The organism is Streptomyces sp. NPDC027663, from assembly GCF_055566415.1.
In genome coordinates this window covers 124,076-141,140 of the sequence record NZ_JBVHSK010000007.1, presented here as the reverse complement: position 1 = coordinate 141,140, position 17,065 = coordinate 124,076, and the positions used below count along the sequence as shown (strand labels likewise).

Sequence of the window (17,065 nt, the reverse complement as noted above, 5' to 3'; positions counted from 1 at the left end):
GTTGCCCGAGACGGACTGTGTCTGTTCGCGCGGAGACTCCGCCAGGAGTCGAGCACGACAGTGTTCCTACTCTGGCCAAAACTCCGGGACCGACCGGCGATGCGCCGGGTTTCCATGCTCTGGCCACAACTTCTCAGGCGGCATCGTCGAGCCAGTCGTCAGCGTCGACCCAGCCCAGCCACTCCGTGGCCCGGTCTCCGGGCTCCAGACTGAACGTCGTCTTCGCTCCGCGCTTGACGCCGATCGTCTCGACCCTCAGCCAGCCGGCGTCGACGAGCACCCGTACGCCTCGCTCGGTGTAAGCGCGCTCTCTGCCAGCGCTGTCCCGGACGCCTACCGCATCGGCCAGTGAGCGCCAGGGCACAGTCACGCGGGAGTCGTCGCCGCAGAGCCGGGCAAGTTGCTTGGCCACCCGTTGGCCGCTGCGAGGCACGCACTGGATGACGTCGGCGTACCACTGGGCAGCCTGCCCGGTTGGCGGGTAGTGCTCGGCCGCCAGGGCGTATCCGCGCTTCCGTAGCCTGGTTCGGTTCTCCTCGATCTTGGGGAACAGGTCTTCGAGCATGGGTCACCGCACCGGCCGGGCGAGCTGCCAGGTGTCGTAACCGAGGCGCCGGAGGAAGCCCTCCTCTTGGAGGGACCGAAGTCCCGACTCAAACTCGCCTGCGGGGATGGAGCACTTCCGGGCCAGCTCCCGAGGGGAGAGCTGGAACGGCTCGCTCGCGGGTAGCGTGAGGTAGCGGGACGCGTAGTCGACCCAGGACGGGGCGGCGGGCTTGGTTTTGCGCACGGGTGTGCGACCTCCTTCTGTGGATGGGAGATCGCGCGTACCGTTCGCGCTCGGGGTGCCCTCGGCTACCCCTGCCAGCCCCTCGGGATGGCGGACTCTCGCGGAGTGTCCAGCTCTATCGCCGTCGAGCGGCGGGAACTACGGTCCGCCTCGAAGAGGCGGAAGAGGGTTTGTACATGATGCCGACCGATCCGGTCAACTTCGCACCAGCCGGCGATCTGCCAGCCGAGCGTCTTGCCCGGCAGCACCCAACGCCCGAAAGCGTCACGCTGTCAGGTGGGGCCGATGAAGGTCGGCTCCAGGTGGTCGATCTCCCTCGGTCACCAGCAAGTTGCCCTTGGGTACTGTCCCTGTATGGATCAGGGGGTAGCAGGCTTGTTGGGGGCCGCAGTGGGCGGCGCGATCGGCGTGGTCGGCACCGTCAGCGCAGCATGGCTGGCTGGACGTGGGCATCGACGAAGCCAACATGAACAGTGGCTGAGGCAAGTGCGCAGGGATGCCTACGCGCACTTCGTCGCCTGCCTGCACCGGGTAGAGCGGGTCGTTGGGGAGACAAGTAATGCTGCCGTCCAGGGGAGGCCAGTGCCGGACGGCTGGCCGGAGGAGATGACGCAGGCCGGCGAAGCGCTGTCGGTTGTAATGCTCGAAGGACCTGACGAGATCTACGAGGTGGCCTTGGGGGTGTTTCATCTGGCGCAAGAGTGGTGGTACGCACTGCAATACGAATACGGGGACCCATCGCCGGGGGACACCTACCACCAAACCCCCAGCACCGACATCGGGGCTGCGACGGAGATGTTCTTGCAGGCGGCCTCACGCGTTCTCCGCGCCTCAGATCAGGGTCTACTGTCCGCCTCGCCTCGAACCTGAAGTCTCGGCCCCCTGGTGGTTGGCCAGGGGGCGGCGCTCGCCCATGCCGAGGGACACCTGAACGATGGTGCCGGGAGGCAGGCTGCGCAGCTCCTCACGGGTGAGCTTTCGAGGGGCGCCCTTGGCAGGCGCCCCGGTACGTCAAGCGGGAGACGTACGTACGTGAACCGGCATGCGGTCGACGTGCGCGGCCGGGCTCGTCAGGCGGTCCGCAGCGCGCGAAGTCGAGCGCACTCGGCCTCGGTTTTGCGGACGGACGCCGGGACGTAGCAGACCCGCTCAGGCCGCACGAGCGAGACGACGAGAGAGCCGAGGTGTGCTGCCTCGGCCAGGACGACGGAGAAGGACAGGGCGGCGGTGATGGTCTCGGCCATGGGCTGTGGCTCCTTCGGGTAGCGGCGGCTCGGGCTGAACCGCTCAGCACCACCCCCCCGGGTGGACTGGACGGGGGGATGACGCTCAGCGAGTCAGCCGACCTTGGAGACGAGCTCGACGCGGACGCCGACCACGTTCAGGTCGTTGGAGCGAGGCAGGAACTCGGACGCGTTGTCGACCTTGCCGACGCCGGGGAAGAACTTGTCGGACAGAGCCCGGACGCCGTCCGTGGCGGCACGTCGGAGCATGTCGACAGTGACGCTCGGGGTGTTGGCTTCGAGGTCGTACTCCGCCTCGACGGTCACGCGCCGCGTCTCGCCAGCCTGCGTGACCTTGAACCGCTTGGACCGGATGGCGGCGGTCATCATGTGGTTGCGGGCTCCCTTGCCAGAGGGAGCCAGGGACAAGCCAGCCATGATCTCGCCGGTGATCGGGTACGCCTTGACCATCTCGACGGCCACGCTCGACGCTACCGCGCTGATGCCGGTCTCGTCCGGGGCCTGGGTGATGGACGGGACGTCGGCGTGCGCGTAGAGCTTCTGCACTCGGATCACGTCCACGATGAAGTCGCTTCGCTTCTCCGTGTTCTGGTAGATGCGGCCACGCTCGACGTCCCAGCCGCGGGCCTGGAACTCTTCCTGAACGTCGCGGTAGTCGATCTGTTGGAAGTGGGGGAGGCGGAAGCTGCGGATCGTCAGTTCGGCGGCGAGGATGCCGCCCTTGTCGGTGGCCTTGGTCTCTTGAGTGACGACGATGACCGGACCGGCGGCCATGTCCTCGGGTGCCTCGGCCGGACGCACGAAGGTGGGGATCACCTCGGCCGCGTACGGGACCAGCTTCGAGACGGCCTCGGCTACCAGCTCGGCGAGGCGAGCGTCAGTCTGCGGGGCCGCCTTCGTCAGCCGGTCAGCCTTCGCGTGCTGGCCGGTGAGGAGGAGTTCGGCACGCTCGACGGCGGCGCGGGCCTCGGCCAGTTCCGCGGCCGAGTGCGAGTCTTCGCCCCGCGTGAACGAGCTGAGGATGCCTGACAGCCGGGCCTCGGCCTCCTCGCGCTCCTCCTCGCGGGTCGTGGCGAGTTCGTGCGCCTGCTCGATCTCGGCGAGCAGCTTGGGAGCCTCGGTGAGTACGGCCGCTTCCTGCTGGGCGACGAGGACGGCGAACGTCTTGCGGGTGGACTTGGTAGCCATTGGTTGAGTGACCTCCATGGTCTGGGCTGTGTGTATGGGTCGCGCGCACGCGAGCCGGCCGTCTGGCGCAGAGGCGCTGAGAGGCTGCGTGCGGGCATGAAAAGGCCCCTGTGACCTCAGGCCAGAGGGGCGGGGAGAGACGGGGAGAGCGGCCAGTCAGACCGCCTCGGGGGTATTCAGTCGATGACCGTCCAGGCGTCATCATCAGCGGTGGTTGTGTCGTGCTCGGTGACCGGCTCGGGCTCGCCGTCGACGGGGGTTCGCTCCGCCGTGCGGCGCTTCACGTACTCGACATACGAGGCGGGGTAACCGGTCGCTCCGGGGTGCGGCTCGGGCATCACTCGGCGCTCTCGAAGAGGTCGCGGTAAATGGCGGAGACGTTCATGGTGCGACGGCCGTTCTCGTCGAGCCGCTCGTAGGGCAGCCATACGGCGCCGATGGGCCGCCGTAGCTTCTCCCGGAAGTTGTTCGGCGAGTAGCCAAGCCACCGGGCCGTGTCGTTCAGCGCCCACCACTGGTCATCGTCGCGGAAGTTGCCAAAGCTCATCGGCCAGCCTCCCGAGCAGCCTGCTCGACTCGCCGTCGCTCGTACAGGATGGACGTCCCCACGCGGATGTAGGGCAGGGTTTCGACGCCTTCTGAGCGGCGACGACGCAGAGTGCCAGGACTGACGCCCAGGACGCGCGCAGCCTCATTGGTGCTCACGTAGTTGGACGGGTTGAACTCGAAGGGCACGGGGCGGTGCCTCCCTTCTGTCGGAGTGAGGAACGGCGCTGTCGTTCGGCGGTGTGCCAAAAGAAGGAGCCCGCCCGGTTGCTCCAAAGAGAGCGGTTGGACGGGTCCTGTTGGTGGAGAGTGATCCCCTCGCCAGCCGCGGGGAGCGAGGAGAGGTCTGAGGGGCTGGGCTCTGCCTCGCCCCCATCGGCCAGTGACGGAACCGATGGGGGCGAGACTCTGCGACCGAGGCGCCACAGCCCAGGAACGAACCTCGGTCCAGGTGGGGGAGCTCGTTCGCCCGGAGGAGTGAACAGCGAGCAAGCTCAACCCATTGAGACGTGCCGAAAGGAGTGATGCACGCCGTGAGACATCGGGGGAGCGCCGTCGCTCGACGCCGCCGAGAACCGGGGGAGAAGCACCCCACCTACAAAGATCGAGCTGAGCAAGGTTTCTGGAACCTGGGCCCGCTGTGACGCTCGCCACGCGAGCTTGCGGGGACCTCTCTACCTACTGATACGCAGAACGATCACGGCTTGTCGCACGAGTGCGGGGGAGCTGAGACGTGGATCACGTCGACGCTTGGACGTCAATTCCCCTCACTTGCTGGTGGGCAGTGGATCTTGGTTTGTCGCGCTCGGCTCGGCGTGACGCCGATCACCTGATTGTCAGACTCTCCGTCTACCGTGCGGGCATGGACATGAACGACCCGCAAGACGTAAGCGCAGCGTTCTGGGCACAGATCCTCGGCTTCACCATCAGCGAGGAGCCGCCCCCCGCCGGACTCTCCGCTCGGCCGCATCGAGCGGTTCGCCGCCGAGCACGGTTACGCCGCGCTCAGGGACGAGCACTTCGAGGCCGCGATGGAGGGGCGCCCCTTGCTCCCCTGACATGGGCTGTCCAGGCCTCACGGGGCAGGGGCCGACCGCGACAAAGCAGAATGTCGCCTCATGACGACGTGGTTGCTGCCGGTCCTTACCGCCCTGCTCGGATACCTGGGCCACTGGGCTCAGCAGACCCTCGCGCACAAGCACGATCGCAGGACGAGGGACAGGGAGCGTGCTCTCGAACTGCGCTCGAAGTTGCAAGAGCTGATCGCGTACGAGGACGAGCAGTATCGGCGCGACGGTCGAGAACGGCTGACGCAGATACGAAACGATGCTGCCCTGCTGCACGACGCGAGATTGCGCGAGAGGGTCCTGTTCGACTGTGAGTACGCCTGGAACTGGGCGGTAGTCGAGTCGGACACGAGCCGTCGAACAGTCTTCGCCGACTTCCTCGGTGACGCTGTCACCTGTCTGACTGCCGCAGCGCGAGGAGACAGCCTGCCGGAGTTGTCTGACGAAGCGGGGTGGCTGGTACTGCACTTTCAACACAGGGAGCGGCGGGCTCTCTCTGCGACGCAGGCCGCCGCGATGATGATGGAACACGACGTCGACCCGGACTGGGCGGAGGTCGCCTTCGAGCAGTGGCGGGCCCGGCGCCGAGCCGGCCGATGGCGGCGACGCCTCGTTCCGTACCGGCTCCGCCGTAACCGTTCACCCAGCAGGGGAGTGCTGTGAAAGCGGAGAGGGCCCCCGAAGGGGCCCTCTCTCTTGTTCATGCCTGATCAGGCTGTGTGCTCAGCGGCGAGGCCGCGCACCCGCTCGTAAAGATCCCGCGGGAGCAGGAGCTCAACCCTTCCGAGGGTGTGCCGGACTGTTCCCTCGGTCTGTCCGATCTCCACCAGGGGGAGTGCCTTCGGCAGCTCCTCCCTGTGGACGATCGCCTTCACTCCCGCCTCGCGGAGTTCCCTGTTTTTGTCCGCCGCGGACGTGAGCTCTGCCCACCTGTCTGCGTATGTCTGACCAGTGGGAATCTCCTCCCATGCGTCCGGTACCACCGGCATGGCGGCGAGTGACTCGCGCTTCGCTTCGAGTCGGAGGTACTCCTCCCGGTACTCCTGCTTACCGAGCTCGGAGGAGTAGAGCCCTGCCTCGCGATCCTCGCGGAGCTCGGCCAGAGCGCGCGTCACCTCAGCCACGTCCTTTGTGTGGTCGACCCCAGGGCGGTAGGTCCGGCGGATGATCTGTGCATGACCCGCGGCTTGGAGGAATGCCTCCTCGATGGCCTCCTCCAAGTGCTTGGCTCGGATGGCCTCACTCTGTCCACACTCGGCGCCGGTGATGTTGCGGGAGCTGCACCGGTAGTACATGTGGTTTCGGCCGTTGTTCCGGTACAACGCCCGACCGCAGACGCAGAACGCCACCTGAAGGAGGGGGGACCGGTCGTAGCGGTTGCCGGACTCTGGGCGACGGTTCCCGTCGAGCTTCGCCTGAAGCTCGTCCCACTCCCTCTTGCTGATGAGCGGCTCGGCCCGCTGAAGCGGGAGCCCCTCGGCGTCCCGGACGAGACGAGTCCTCTTCTCCTTCGTACCGTCCGGGAGTGAAACCTCCTCGGTCATCTCGACTCGGCCGAGAAGCGTGTGGGAACGGAGGAGCTTCAGCAGATTGCCGACGCGCCAGACGGCGCCCTTCGGCTCCTTCCCGCTCCGGATGCGCTGAGCATCCAGAGAGGTAGGGATCTTGCTCTCATTGAGCCATCGGCACACAGCATTGGTCGCCTCGCCGTTGATCGTCCGCCGGACGATCTCTCGGACCACCTTCGCTGTCTCCGTGCCGTACTCGTCCGGCTCCAGCCTCCAGCCTTCGCCCTCGGCGTCTTTCACGGCCCGGTACCCGTACGGCACGAAACCGCCCCGCCAACGGCCCGACTTCATGAGATGTGTGTACGAGGACTTCGCACGAAACTTGATCGCTTCGAGCTCGCCCTCCGCGAACGCTGCGATGAGCTGAAAAAGGATCTTGCCCATGGGGGAGGAAAGGTCGAAACCGTCCTCCGCTGCGGCGACCTCCTTGCCGTGCTCCCCTGCCCATTCGACGAGCTGGGCGATGTGCAGGACGCGTCGGGAGATCCGGTCGAGCTTCATGCCGCAGAGGATGTCCCACTCATCGGCTCGGGAGAGCTCCCACGCGAGGCGCTGCTCCACTGCGCTCACGTCCTTGCCGATGGTCGACGGAAGCCACTGACCGAGGCCCGGTCGTTCCCACGGAGCGATGGCGCCGGATACGTCGACGTCCTCGACCCAACCGACGACGGTGTGTCCTCGGCTGTCCGCCCAACGCTGGATGGCTACCTTCTGCCGAACGACTGAGGTCGACTCGTCTGACGCTCTCGACAGGCGCAGCGCGCCCAGAACCCTTGCCATGCTTTGTGTTCCTCCTGCTCAGGCCAGCACCTTACGTGCTGGCGCACTGGGCGGAGTAAGTCCGGTTCCTTGGATGAGGCCGCCGAGTTCCACAGCAGCGTCCTCGATGCTCTGCGCCAGCCCCTGGAATCGGGCCAGGTCGTGATCGCCCGGGCGGCAGGGATGCTGCGGATGCCGGCCCGGTTCCTCATGGTCCTCGCCGCGAACCCGTGCCCGTGCGGTCGTCACGGGCGAGGGGACGACGTCTGCGAGTGCAGGCCCTCCTCGATCAAGCGCTACCGCGCGCGGCTGTCCGGCCCGCTGATGGACCGAGTGGACCTGCGGGTCACCGTGGAGCCGGTCGCGCGCGCCGAGCTGCTCCGGATGCACACCGGTGCCGAGCCGACGGCCGCCGTGGCCGACCGGGTCAGGCTCGCACGGGAACGGGCCGCCCGACGCTTCGAAGGACTGCCCTGGCGCACCAACAGCGAGGTACCCGGACACGAACTGCGCACCCGGTGGCACGTACAGCCCGGGGCTCTGGTCAAGGCCGAGGAGGACCTCGACCGGGGCCTGCTCACGGCCCGCGGCCTCGACCGCGTCCTCCGGGTCGCCTGGACGCTCGCCGACCTGGGCGGCCGCGGCCGGCCCTCGGCCAACGACGTGAACTGGGCCCTGGAACTGCGCACCGGCGTCCGCCGGGGTGCCCTCTTGGAAGGAGCCGGCAGGTGAGGGACGGCGGACCACGGACGGACCGCCCGGAGCCCGCCCCGGCCCCGGGTATCGCACCGGACGACGGGCTGCTCGGCCCTCTCTCCTGCGCGGGCGCCCCGGCCCCGGGTATCGCACCGGACGAGGGGCTGCTCGGCCCCCTCTCCTGCGCGGACGCCCCGGCCCCGGGTGGCGTGCAGGAGGAGGGACTGTCCGGCCCTCTCTCCTGCGCGGAGTCCGACCCCGCCTCGGGCGGCGCACCGGACGACGGGCTGCGAGGTCACGTCCTTCGTCCGGCGCCGGACTCGACCCCGGGCGGTGGACTTCTGGGCGGTGGACCTCCGGGCGGTGGACCTCCGGGCGGCGGACCGGAGGGCGAACTGCTCGGCCGCGTCTTTCTCGCTCGGGTCATCGAGCCGGGGGACGAGGCCGGGGGGCGGTGGGTGCGGGAGTTCGGAGTGGGGGAGGTCGTGCAGTGGCTGCGGTGCGGCCGGGAGGCGTTGCCCGGGGTGAGCGGGACGCGGTGGGCGGGGCTCGTCGCGCGGGCCCGGCGGGCCGAGCCGGAGCGGGATCTCGAGGCGGCCCGGGCCGCGGGGGCGCGGTTCGTGTGTCCGGGGGACGCCGAGTGGCCGGGGCAGCTCGACGACCTCGGGGACGCGCGGCCCCTCGGGCTGTGGGTGCGGGGCCGGCCGAGTCTGCGGATGTGGGCGCTCCGGTCGGTCGCCGTCGTGGGTGCCCGGGCCTGCACCGAGTACGGCACCCACATGGCCGCGATCCTCGCCTCCGACCTCGCCGAACGCGGCTGGGTGGTGGTCTCGGGCGGAGCGTACGGCATCGACGGCGCCGCCCACCGCGGCGCCCTCGCCGCTCACGGCGCCGCCGTCGCCGTCCTGGCCTGCGGCGTCGACCGGCCCTATCCCCGCGGCCACAGCGCGCTCATCGGCCGCATCGCGGAGCAGGGACTCGTCGTCGGCGAGCTGCCGCCCGGGGACCACCCGACGCCCAGCCGGTTCATCCTGCGCAACCGGGTGATCGCCGCCCTGACCAGGGGCACCGTCGTCGTGGAGGCCGCCCCCCGCAGCGGCTCGCTGGCCACCGCACGGGCGGCACAGCGACTGGGCCGGCACACCATGGGCATCCCCGGCCCCGTCACCAGCGCCCTCTCCGTCGGCGTGCACGAACTGCTGAGGGGCGAGGCCGCCCTGGTCACCGACGCCGCCGAGGTCGTCGAACTCGTGGGCGACATGGGTGAGCTGGCCCCTGTCCGGCGCGGCCCGGTCCTCCCGCGTGACCTGCTGGAACCGGCAGCAAGAAGCGTGCTCGCCGCCCTGCCCGGCGACCGCGCGGCCCCCGCCGAGGAGATCGCGCTCGGCGCACGGACCACCCGGGACGAGGCGATCGCGAAACTGTACGAACTCCGAGCACTTGGTTACGTCGAACGACATGGCGACGGCTGGAAGTTGACACGCCAGGCGATGATTTCGGTCCGGAGTGGTCACGGTCCGTGCTGACCGAGCCGGTTCGGCCGTCCGGGGGAACGCCCGACGCCCTTGGCGTTTCCCGGAGTTGGCCCCTCCTGTCGGTCACGCAGAGCGAGCTGGGGCAGGTCGTCACGCGCCCGGCGCGAGCGCCCCGCGCAGGAGTGGTGCCTCGCTGTTCGCACACCGCGACTCCTCAGTCACGCTACGCTCACGAAGGCGGTGGCGCAGATCGCGCCAACCCGGCACCAGACCGACACCTCACCCAGGCAGCCCACTTCACCTCCCCATCCCCCACCCGTCCACTTCAGAGCACTTCACGGCACTTCACGGCAGAACGGCACAAGGCGACGAATGCCCCAGCACACCTCCGGGTCCGACCGGGCGGCGATCCCCCCAGCCGCCCGCGACGGTGGCAGCGTGCGGCCGCCCGCTCCCTCGACGCTCGACGAGCTGTGGCGGTCGTACAAGGCGACGGGGGACGACCGGCTGCGGGAGCAGTTGATCCTGCACTACTCGCCGCTGGTCAAATACGTGGCAGGCCGGGTGAGCGTCGGGCTGCCGCCCAACGTCGAGCAGGCCGACTTCGTCTCCTCCGGAGTGTTCGGGCTGATCGACGCGATCGAGAAGTTCGACATCGACCGGGAGATCAAGTTCGAGACGTACGCGATCACCCGGATCCGCGGCGCGATGATCGACGAGCTGCGGGCGCTGGACTGGATCCCCCGCTCGGTCCGGCAGAAGGCGCGCAACGTCGAGCGGGCCTACGCCACCCTGGAGGCGCGGCTGCGCCGGACGCCGACGGAGGGGGAGGTCGCCGTCGAGCTGGGCATGGAGGTCGATGAACTCCATGCCGTGTTCAGCCAGTTGTCGCTGGCCAACGTGGTCGCCCTGGAGGAGCTGCTGCACGTCGGCGGCGAGGGCGGGGACCGGCTCAGTCTGATGGACACGCTGGAGGACACCGCCGCCGACAACCCGGTGGAGGTGGCCGAGGACCGGGAGCTGCGGCGGTTTCTGGCCCGGGCGATCAATACGCTGCCGGAGCGGGAGAAGACCGTGGTCACGCTGTACTACTACGAGGGGCTCACCCTCGCCGAGATCGGCAACGTGCTCGGGGTCACCGAGAGCCGGGTCAGCCAGATCCACACCAAGTCGGTGCTGCAGCTGCGGGCCAAGCTGGCGGGCTTCGGACGCTGAGTCCTCCCGTCCGGGACGGCGTGTCCGTAAAGTGGTCGATGTGCCAAGGATTCGAGCGGCCTCCGTGGCCGAGCACCGGTCGATGCAGCGAGCCGCCTTGCTGGACGCGGCTCGCTCCTTGCTGTCCGAGGGCGGTACGGAGGCGCTGACGTTTCCCGCGCTGGCCGAGCGGACGGGGCTGGCGCGGTCGTCCGTGTACGAGTACTTCCGGTCCCGTGCGGCCGTGGTCGAGGAGCTGTGCGAGGTCGACTTCCCGGTGTGGGCGGCGGAGGTCGCGGCGGCGATGGAGCGCGCCGCCTCGCCCGACGGCAAGGTCGAGGCGTATGTCCGGCAGCAGCTGACCCTGGTCGGGGACCGGCGGCACCGGGCGGTCGTGGCCATCTCCGCGAGCGAGCTGGACGCCGGCGCCCGGGAGAAGATCCGGGCGGCCCACGGCGGGCTCGTCGCGATGGTCGTCGAGGCGCTGGGGGAGATGGGACACGAGCAGCCCAGGCTGGCGGCGATGCTGCTGCAGGGTGTCGTGGACGCGGCGGTGCGACGGATCGAACTGGGCGCGGCGGGGGACCCCTCCGTGGTGACGGACGCCGCGGTGGCGATGGCACTGCGGGGTGTGCAGGGCTGAGCTTCGGGCCGGGCGCGGCGGAGGACTCCTCTGTCGTGGCGGGCGCCGCGGTGGCGATGGCGCTGCGGGGTAGGGCTGAGCTTCGGGCCGGGCGCGGCGGAGGACTCCTCTGTCGTGGCGGGCGCCGCGGCGGTGGTGGCTCTGCCGGGCGTGCAGGGCTGAGCGGCCCGGCTGTCGGCGACCGCGGGCGCCCGGAGGGGCGCGGGGAACTGCGCGACCGGCCACAGGCGGTCCGCGGCTGCGGCACGAGCGACGGCCCGCGGCTGAGCCGCGAGCGGCGGCCCGTGGCTAGGGCACGAGCGGCAGCAGCCTGGACGGCCCCCTGCGCAGCAGCCACGGCGGAAGCAGCGACAGGGGGTCCAGGTAGGTCACTCCCCTCAGCAGGCCCCAGTGCACGCACGTCGTCGGTGCGCAGTGTGACCCGCTCGGCTCCGACACTCCCACCACCTCGCCCGCCGCCACCCGCGCCCCCTTTTCCACCGAAGGGCGCAGCGGCTCGTACGTCGTGCGCAGATCCGTGTCCGCCAGCTCCACCGACACCACGCCCCGCCCGGCCACCCGGCCCGCGAACGACACGCGGCCCGGTGCCACCGCCCGTACCGGAGAGCCGGCCGGGGCCGCCAGGTCCACCCCCCGGTGCCCGGGCCCGTAGACCGTCGCCGGTGGCCGCCACCCCCGCAACACCGGAGGCCGGGCGCCGACCGGCCAGGTGCGGGCGAGGGGTGGGACCGGGGGATGCAGGGGTGCCGGAGGTGCCGGACGTGGGCGATCTGCCCAGGCCGGCGGGGTGAGGGCCAGCATCGTCACCCCCAGTAGCAAGACCGCTCGCACGGCCGTGGATCGCATTGCTCGTGGCATGCCGGAAGCGTCCCGTACTCGCGCCGAACACGGCCGGAGCCTGTGGACCACCAGCCGGTTGTGGACAGCGGCGTCACCCGGTGCCCCGCCGGTCCCGTACACTTCTTCTGGCGATCCGGGTCACCGGGTCGACTTCGCACGCCCCGGTACGGCAGCCGGCAACGGTTCCTACCAAGCGCCTCTCGGTCCTTCGCGGCACGGCGCATCGCGGGCGTCAGGCGCGACCGCCGTCCGGCGGGCGCGGCACAACCGAGAACACCAAGGAGATACGGCCATGGCCGTCGTCACGATGCGGGAGCTGCTGGAGAGCGGCGTCCACTTCGGTCACCAGACCCGTCGCTGGAACCCGAAGATGAAGCGCTTCATCTTCACCGAGCGCAACGGCATCTACATCATCGACCTGCTCCAGTCGCTGTCGTACATCGACCGCGCCTACGAGTTCGTCAAGGAGACCGTCGCCCACGGCGGCACGGTCATGTTCGTCGGCACGAAGAAGCAGGCGCAGGAGGCCATCGCCGAGCAGGCCACCCGCGTCGGCATGCCCTTCGTCAACCAGCGCTGGCTGGGCGGCATGCTCACCAACTTCTCGACCGTCTACAAGCGTCTGCAGCGCCTCAAGGAGCTTGAGCAGATCGACTTCGAGGACGTCGCCGCCTCCGGTCTGACCAAGAAGGAGCTGCTGGTCCTCTCCCGCGAGAAGGCCAAGCTGGAGAAGACCCTCGGCGGTATCCGCGAGATGCAGAAGGTGCCCAGCGCCGTCTGGATCGTGGACACCAAGAAGGAGCACATCGCCGTCGGTGAGGCCCGGAAGCTGAACATCCCGGTCGTCGCGATCCTCGACACCAACTGCGACCCCGACGAGGTCGACTACAAGATCCCGGGCAACGACGACGCGATCCGCTCCGTCACCCTGCTCACCCGTGTGATCGCCGACGCCGTCGCCGAGGGCCTCATCGCCCGCTCCGGCGTCGCCACCGGCGACAAGGGCGAGAAGGCCGCGGGCGAGCCGCTCGCCGAGTGGGAGCGCGACCTGCTCGAGGGTGAGAAGAAGGACGAGGCTCCGGCTGCCGAGGCTCCGGCCGCCGAGGCCCCTGCTGCCGAGGCCCCTGCTGCCGAGGCCACCGCCGAGGCCGCCCCGGCCGAGGGCGAGAAGGCCGCCGAGGCCGAGCAGGCCTGACGTCGGTGTGAACGGCGGGGGCGGCTCCCGGCAGCGCCTCCGGCGCGGTGAAGTCCGCCCCCGCTGTTCATCCGCAGGTCGGCACGGCGTATGCGAACCGCGACTACATGTGGAACGCACACCGTGCGGATCTTCTGAAGATCTTCCAGACTTCGAGAAAGACTCACAGACTCATGGCGAACTACACCGCCGCCGACGTCAAGAAGCTCCGTGAGCTGACCGGCGCCGGCATGATGGACTGCAAGAAGGCGCTGGACGAGGCCGAGGGCAACGTCGACAAGGCCGTCGAGGCGCTGCGCATCAAGGGCCAGAAGGGCGTCGCCAAGCGCGAGGGCCGCTCCGCCGAGAACGGCGCCGTGGTCTCCATCATCGCCGACGACAACTCCTCCGGCGTTCTGGTCGAGCTGAAGTGCGAGACGGACTTCGTCGCCAAGGGCGAGAAGTTCCAGGCCGTGGCCAAGGCCATCGCCGAGCACGTCGCCAAGACCAACCCGGCCGACCTCGAGGCCCTGCTCGCCTCCGAGATCGAGGCCGGCAAGACCGTCCAGGCGTTCGTGGACGAGGCCAACGCCAACCTCGGCGAGAAGATCGTCCTGGACCGCTTCGCGCAGTTCTCCGACGGCTACGTCACCGCCTACATGCACCGCACCATGCCCGACCTGCCCCCGCAGATCGGTGTCCTGGTCGAGCTCGACAAGCCGAACGCCGAGGTCGCCAAGGGCGTCGCCCAGCACATCGCCGCCTTCGCGCCGAAGTACCTCTCCAAGGACGAGGTGCCGGCCGAGGTCGTCGAGTCCGAGCGCCGCATCGCCGAGGAGACCACCCGCGCCGAGGGCAAGCCCGAGGCCGCGATCGCCAAGATCGTCGAGGGTCGTCTGAACGGCTTCTTCAAGGACGCCACGCTGCTCGGCCAGCCGTACGCGCTCGACAACAAGAAGTCGGTCCAGAAGGTTCTGGACGAGGCCGGTGTCACCCTGAAGCGCTTCTCGCGCATCAAGGTCGGCATCTGAGTCCGTACCGCGATCGACGCGCGACCCACGGAGAAATCCCCCGGGAAATCCCGATAGGGTCGACAGCAGTCGTCCGCGCACACCGCCGCACCCCGGCGTGGGGCGGACGGCAGCAGATCTGACGAGGAGGCCATTGCCGCGTATGGGAGCGAAAAGCAACCCCATCGGCAATGGCCTTCTTCGTATGTGCAACACCTGAAAGAGGCGGGATCCCCCATGACCACCAAGGCCCAGAAGAGCGACGACGGCAAAGTACGCGGCCGGTTTCTGCTGAAGCTGTCCGGAGAGGCCTTCTCCGGTGGCGGGGGCCTGGGCGTCGACCCGGACGTGGTGCACAAGATCGCCCGCGAGATCGCCGCCGTCGTGCGTGACGGTGCGCAGGTCGCGGTCGTCATCGGCGGCGGCAATTTCTTCCGCGGCGCCGAACTCCAGCAGCGCGGTATGGACCGCGCCCGCTCCGACTACATGGGCATGCTCGGCACCGTGATGAACTGCCTCGCCCTCCAGGACTTCCTGGAGAAGGAGGGCATCCAGTCCCGCGTGCAGACCGCCATCACCATGGGCCAGGTCGCCGAGCCGTACATCCCGCTGCGCGCCGTGCGGCACCTGGAGAAGGGCCGTGTGGTCATCTTCGGCGCCGGTATGGGCATGCCGTACTTCTCCACCGACACCACCGCCGCCCAGCGCGCCCTGGAGATCGACGCCGAGGCGCTGCTCATGGGCAAGAACGGCGTCGACGGGGTGTACGACTCCGACCCCAAGACCAACCCGGACGCCGTCAAGTTCGACGCCCTGGGCTACGGCGAGGTCATCACCCGTGACCTCAAGGTCGCCGACGCCACCGCCATCACGCTGTGCCGCGACAACAAGCTCCCGATCCTCGTCTTCGAGCTTCTGGCGGAGGGCAATATCGCCCGCGCCGTCAAGGGTGAGAAGATCGGCACGCTGGTGAGCGACCAGGGCAGCCGGGACTGACCGGCACACCCCGGCGCCCGACCGCCTGTCCGAGGGACGGACGGGACGCGCCCTGGCCGGGGGATGGACAATGTCCTGCCGGTCGGGAACCGTGCAGGGAAGAAGACGCGACGCAGCCGGCCGCCGACCGACTTCAGGAACCGCAGCCGGGCCTTACTCAAGACACGCAGGAGCAAGTGGTGATCGAAGAGACCCTCCTCGAGGCCGAGGAGAAGATGGAGAAGGCCGTCGTGGTCGCCAAGGAGGACTTCGCCGCGATCCGCACCGGCCGTGCGCACCCGGCGATGTTCAACAAGATCGTGGCCGACTACTACGGTGCCCCGACGCCGATCAACCAGCTGGCCTCGTTCTCCGTGCCGGAGCCGCGCATGGCGGTCGTGACCCCGTTCGACAAGAGCGCGCTGCGCAACATCGAGCAGGCCATCCGCGACTCCGACCTGGGCGTCAACCCCAGCAACGACGGCAACATCATCCGTGTGGTGTTCCCCGAGCTGACCGAGGAGCGCCGCCGCGACTACATCAAGGTCGCCAAGGGCAAGGGCGAGGACGCGAAGGTCTCGATCCGTTCCGTCCGCCGCAAGGCCAAGGACGCCATCGACAAGCTGATCAAGGACGGCGAGGTCGGTGAGGACGAGGGCCGCCGTGCGGAGAAGGACCTCGACGACCTGACGGCGAAGTACGTCGCCCAGGTGGACGAGCTTCTCAAGCACAAGGAAGCGGAGCTGCTCGAAGTCTGATGAGCGACTCTTCCTGGGGGGCACCGCCACACGTGGGGCAGGCCGGGTACTGGGGGCCCACCGAGGGTGGGCCTGTCCAGGGGGCCGCCCCGGCGGGTCCCGCGTACGATGCGCCTGAGGCGCAGCAGACTCGCCCCATGCCCATCGTGCCCGAGGTACCCGTGTACGGCGGGAGCCAGGACGACGACCGGGGGGCCGCTCGGCTGAGCGGCCCCTTGTTCGGAGATGTGACGTTCCAGACCGGGGGACTCCCGGCCGAGACCCAGAACCCGGAGCCCATGCCCGACGCCCCGCAGACGCCGCCGGCGCCGCAGAAGAAGAGCGCGGGCCGCGACCTGAGCGCGGCCATAGGCGTCGGTGTCGGGCTCGGTGTGGTGATCATCGCCTCTCTGTTCATCGAGAAGGCCGTGTTCGTAGGCGTGATCGCGGTCGCCGTCGTCGTCGGCCTGTGGGAGCTGACCAGCAGGCTGCAGGAGCGCAAGGGCATCAAGGCGCCGCTCGTGCCGCTCGCGCTGGGCGGTGCGGCGATGGTCGTCGCCGGCTATGTGCGCGGCGCCGAGGGCGCGTGGGTCGCCATGGCCCTCACCGCCCTGGCCGTCCTGGTGTGGCGCATGACCGAACCCCCGGAGGGCTACCTCAAGGACGTCACGGCCGGTGTCTTCGCGGCGTTCTACGTGCCTTTCCTGGCCACGTTCGTCGCGCTGATGCTCACTGCCGACGACGGCCCGTGGCGGGTGCTCACCTTCCTGCTCCTGACGGTCGTCAGCGACACCGGCGCGTACGCGGTCGGCTGGCGCTTCGGCAGGCACAAGCTCGCCCCGCGCATCAGCCCCGGCAAGACCCGTGAGGGCCTGCTGGGTGCGGTGCTGTTCGCGATGGCCGCGGGCGCGTTGGCCATGCACTTCCTGATCAACGACGGCACCTGGTGGCAGGGTCTGCTCCTCGGCCTTGCGGTCGCGGCCAGTGCCACCCTGGGCGACCTCGGCGAATCCATGATCAAGCGGGACCTGGGCATCAAGGACATGGGCACCTTGCTCCCCGGTCACGGCGGCATCATGGACCGCCTGGACTCGCTGCTGCCCACGGCTCCGGTCGTGTGGCTGCTGATGGTGGTGTTCGTCGGCAGCAGCTGACGTCG

At 69.3% G+C, this 17,065-nt stretch carries 19 protein-coding genes and 1 pseudogene; 11 read left to right on the top strand and 9 right to left on the bottom strand.

Annotated elements, in window-relative coordinates:
* Positions 1-133: 133 nt before the first annotated feature.
* On the bottom strand, positions 134-565 hold the full coding sequence (locus ACZ4SF_RS20620) for a hypothetical protein (protein ID WP_468386315.1): 432 nt from the start codon (positions 563-565) through the stop codon (positions 134-136).
* Positions 566-568: 3 nt separating this feature from the next.
* Positions 569-790: a hypothetical protein gene (locus ACZ4SF_RS20615; RefSeq protein ID WP_468386313.1), complete on the bottom strand. Its 222-nt coding sequence runs from the start codon at positions 788-790 to the stop codon at positions 569-571.
* Between the two features lie 354 nt (positions 791-1,144).
* On the opposite strand from ACZ4SF_RS20615, the gene ACZ4SF_RS20610 reads away from it, so the two are divergent.
* Positions 1,145-1,660: a hypothetical protein gene (locus ACZ4SF_RS20610; protein ID WP_468386312.1), complete on the top strand. Its 516-nt coding sequence runs from the start codon at positions 1,145-1,147 to the stop codon at positions 1,658-1,660.
* Between the two features lie 200 nt (positions 1,661-1,860).
* Here ACZ4SF_RS20610 and ACZ4SF_RS20605 read toward each other — a convergent pair whose 3' ends face one another.
* From ACZ4SF_RS20605 to ACZ4SF_RS20585, 5 genes are all read right to left on the bottom strand, one after another.
* Entirely contained in the window at positions 1,861-2,034 is a 174-nt protein-coding gene (locus ACZ4SF_RS20605) for a hypothetical protein (protein WP_468386309.1), read from the bottom strand.
* Between the two features lie 93 nt (positions 2,035-2,127).
* Entirely contained in the window at positions 2,128-3,222 is a 1,095-nt protein-coding gene (locus tag ACZ4SF_RS20600; protein ID WP_468386308.1) for a hypothetical protein, read from the bottom strand.
* 176 nt (positions 3,223-3,398) lie between these two features.
* Positions 3,399-3,560: a hypothetical protein gene (locus tag ACZ4SF_RS20595; protein ID WP_468386306.1), complete on the bottom strand. Its 162-nt coding sequence runs from the start codon at positions 3,558-3,560 to the stop codon at positions 3,399-3,401.
* Positions 3,560-3,769 carry a hypothetical protein gene (locus ACZ4SF_RS20590; RefSeq protein WP_468386303.1) on the bottom strand — a complete coding sequence of 70 codons (210 nt, stop codon included), beginning with the start codon at positions 3,767-3,769 and terminating at the stop codon, positions 3,560-3,562. Before ACZ4SF_RS20590 ends, ACZ4SF_RS20595 begins: the two co-directional genes overlap by 1 nt.
* The gene (locus ACZ4SF_RS20585; protein WP_468386808.1) at positions 3,766-3,927 is read right to left on the bottom strand and encodes a helix-turn-helix domain-containing protein; all 162 of its coding nucleotides are present in this window, start codon (positions 3,925-3,927) and stop codon (positions 3,766-3,768) included. The genes ACZ4SF_RS20590 and ACZ4SF_RS20585 overlap by 4 nt, the downstream gene beginning before the upstream one ends.
* 959 nt (positions 3,928-4,886) lie before the next feature.
* Between ACZ4SF_RS20585 and ACZ4SF_RS20580 the strand changes: the two genes are divergently transcribed.
* The gene (locus ACZ4SF_RS20580) at positions 4,887-5,498 is read left to right on the top strand and encodes a hypothetical protein (RefSeq protein WP_468386300.1); all 612 of its coding nucleotides are present in this window, start codon (positions 4,887-4,889) and stop codon (positions 5,496-5,498) included.
* Between the two features lie 47 nt (positions 5,499-5,545).
* On the opposite strand, the gene ACZ4SF_RS20575 is transcribed toward ACZ4SF_RS20580, so the two are convergent.
* Positions 5,546-7,183, bottom strand: coding sequence for a recombinase family protein (locus tag ACZ4SF_RS20575; protein WP_468386297.1), 1,638 nt, complete (start codon positions 7,181-7,183; stop codon positions 5,546-5,548).
* 69 nt (positions 7,184-7,252) lie between these two features.
* Here ACZ4SF_RS20575 and ACZ4SF_RS20570 point away from each other — a divergent pair.
* From ACZ4SF_RS20570 to ACZ4SF_RS20555, 4 genes and pseudogenes are all read left to right on the top strand, one after another.
* A pseudogene (locus tag ACZ4SF_RS20570) lies at positions 7,253-7,894 on the top strand (ATP-binding protein); the annotation flags it as partial.
* Between the two features lie 305 nt (positions 7,895-8,199).
* Entirely contained in the window at positions 8,200-9,384 is a 1,185-nt protein-coding gene (gene dprA / locus ACZ4SF_RS20565; protein WP_468386805.1) for a DNA-processing protein DprA, read from the top strand.
* Positions 9,385-9,705: 321 nt separating this feature from the next.
* A complete protein-coding gene (whiG, locus tag ACZ4SF_RS20560; RefSeq protein WP_468386295.1) occupies positions 9,706-10,548 on the top strand; it encodes an RNA polymerase sigma factor WhiG in 843 nt (280 codons plus the stop codon).
* Positions 10,549-10,612: 64 nt separating this feature from the next.
* Positions 10,613-11,170: a TetR/AcrR family transcriptional regulator gene (locus ACZ4SF_RS20555; RefSeq protein WP_468386802.1), complete on the top strand. Its 558-nt coding sequence runs from the start codon at positions 10,613-10,615 to the stop codon at positions 11,168-11,170.
* A gap of 288 nt (positions 11,171-11,458) precedes the next feature.
* On the opposite strand, the gene ACZ4SF_RS20550 is transcribed toward ACZ4SF_RS20555, so the two are convergent.
* Positions 11,459-12,016 (bottom strand): murein hydrolase activator EnvC family protein, encoded by a 558-nt coding sequence (locus tag ACZ4SF_RS20550; protein WP_468386293.1) that lies wholly within the window; start codon positions 12,014-12,016, stop codon positions 11,459-11,461.
* A 286-nt stretch (positions 12,017-12,302) separates the two neighbouring features.
* Between ACZ4SF_RS20550 and rpsB the strand changes: the two genes are divergently transcribed.
* The 5 genes from rpsB (at position 12,303) to ACZ4SF_RS20525 (ending at position 17,060) form a co-directional block, all read left to right on the top strand.
* A complete protein-coding gene (rpsB, locus tag ACZ4SF_RS20545) occupies positions 12,303-13,205 on the top strand; it encodes a 30S ribosomal protein S2 (RefSeq protein ID WP_468386291.1) in 903 nt (300 codons plus the stop codon).
* A 173-nt stretch (positions 13,206-13,378) separates the two neighbouring features.
* Positions 13,379-14,215, top strand: coding sequence for a translation elongation factor Ts (gene tsf / locus ACZ4SF_RS20540; RefSeq protein ID WP_468386288.1), 837 nt, complete (start codon positions 13,379-13,381; stop codon positions 14,213-14,215).
* 216 nt (positions 14,216-14,431) lie between these two features.
* Positions 14,432-15,190 carry a UMP kinase gene (gene pyrH, locus ACZ4SF_RS20535; RefSeq protein WP_468386285.1) on the top strand — a complete coding sequence of 253 codons (759 nt, stop codon included), beginning with the start codon at positions 14,432-14,434 and terminating at the stop codon, positions 15,188-15,190.
* A 179-nt stretch (positions 15,191-15,369) separates the two neighbouring features.
* On the top strand, positions 15,370-15,927 hold the full coding sequence (gene frr / locus ACZ4SF_RS20530) for a ribosome recycling factor (protein ID WP_468386283.1): 558 nt from the start codon (positions 15,370-15,372) through the stop codon (positions 15,925-15,927).
* Positions 15,927-17,060: a phosphatidate cytidylyltransferase gene (locus ACZ4SF_RS20525; protein WP_468386280.1), complete on the top strand. Its 1,134-nt coding sequence runs from the start codon at positions 15,927-15,929 to the stop codon at positions 17,058-17,060. Before frr ends, ACZ4SF_RS20525 begins: the two co-directional genes overlap by 1 nt.
* The last annotated feature ends 5 nt before the right edge of the window (positions 17,061-17,065 follow it).

Coding starts and splice junctions, on each gene's coding strand:
- ACZ4SF_RS20620 (WP_468386315.1), bottom strand. CDS start 565: ATGCTCGAAGACCTGTTCCCCAAGATCGAGGAGAACCGAACCAGGCTA.
- ACZ4SF_RS20610 (WP_468386312.1), top strand. CDS start 1,145: ATGGATCAGGGGGTAGCAGGCTTGTTGGGGGCCGCAGTGGGCGGCGCG.
- ACZ4SF_RS20605 (WP_468386309.1), bottom strand. CDS start 2,034: ATGGCCGAGACCATCACCGCCGCCCTGTCCTTCTCCGTCGTCCTGGCC.
- ACZ4SF_RS20600 (WP_468386308.1), bottom strand. CDS start 3,222: ATGGCTACCAAGTCCACCCGCAAGACGTTCGCCGTCCTCGTCGCCCAG.
- ACZ4SF_RS20595 (WP_468386306.1), bottom strand. CDS start 3,560: ATGCCCGAGCCGCACCCCGGAGCGACCGGTTACCCCGCCTCGTATGTC.
- ACZ4SF_RS20590 (WP_468386303.1), bottom strand. CDS start 3,769: ATGAGCTTTGGCAACTTCCGCGACGATGACCAGTGGTGGGCGCTGAAC.
- ACZ4SF_RS20580 (WP_468386300.1), top strand. CDS start 4,887: ATGACGACGTGGTTGCTGCCGGTCCTTACCGCCCTGCTCGGATACCTG.
- ACZ4SF_RS20575 (WP_468386297.1), bottom strand. CDS start 7,183: ATGGCAAGGGTTCTGGGCGCGCTGCGCCTGTCGAGAGCGTCAGACGAG.
- whiG (WP_468386295.1), top strand. CDS start 9,706: ATGCCCCAGCACACCTCCGGGTCCGACCGGGCGGCGATCCCCCCAGCC.
- ACZ4SF_RS20550 (WP_468386293.1), bottom strand. CDS start 12,016: ATGCGATCCACGGCCGTGCGAGCGGTCTTGCTACTGGGGGTGACGATG.
- rpsB (WP_468386291.1), top strand. CDS start 12,303: ATGGCCGTCGTCACGATGCGGGAGCTGCTGGAGAGCGGCGTCCACTTC.
- tsf (WP_468386288.1), top strand. CDS start 13,379: ATGGCGAACTACACCGCCGCCGACGTCAAGAAGCTCCGTGAGCTGACC.
- pyrH (WP_468386285.1), top strand. CDS start 14,432: ATGACCACCAAGGCCCAGAAGAGCGACGACGGCAAAGTACGCGGCCGG.
- ACZ4SF_RS20525 (WP_468386280.1), top strand. CDS start 15,927: ATGAGCGACTCTTCCTGGGGGGCACCGCCACACGTGGGGCAGGCCGGG.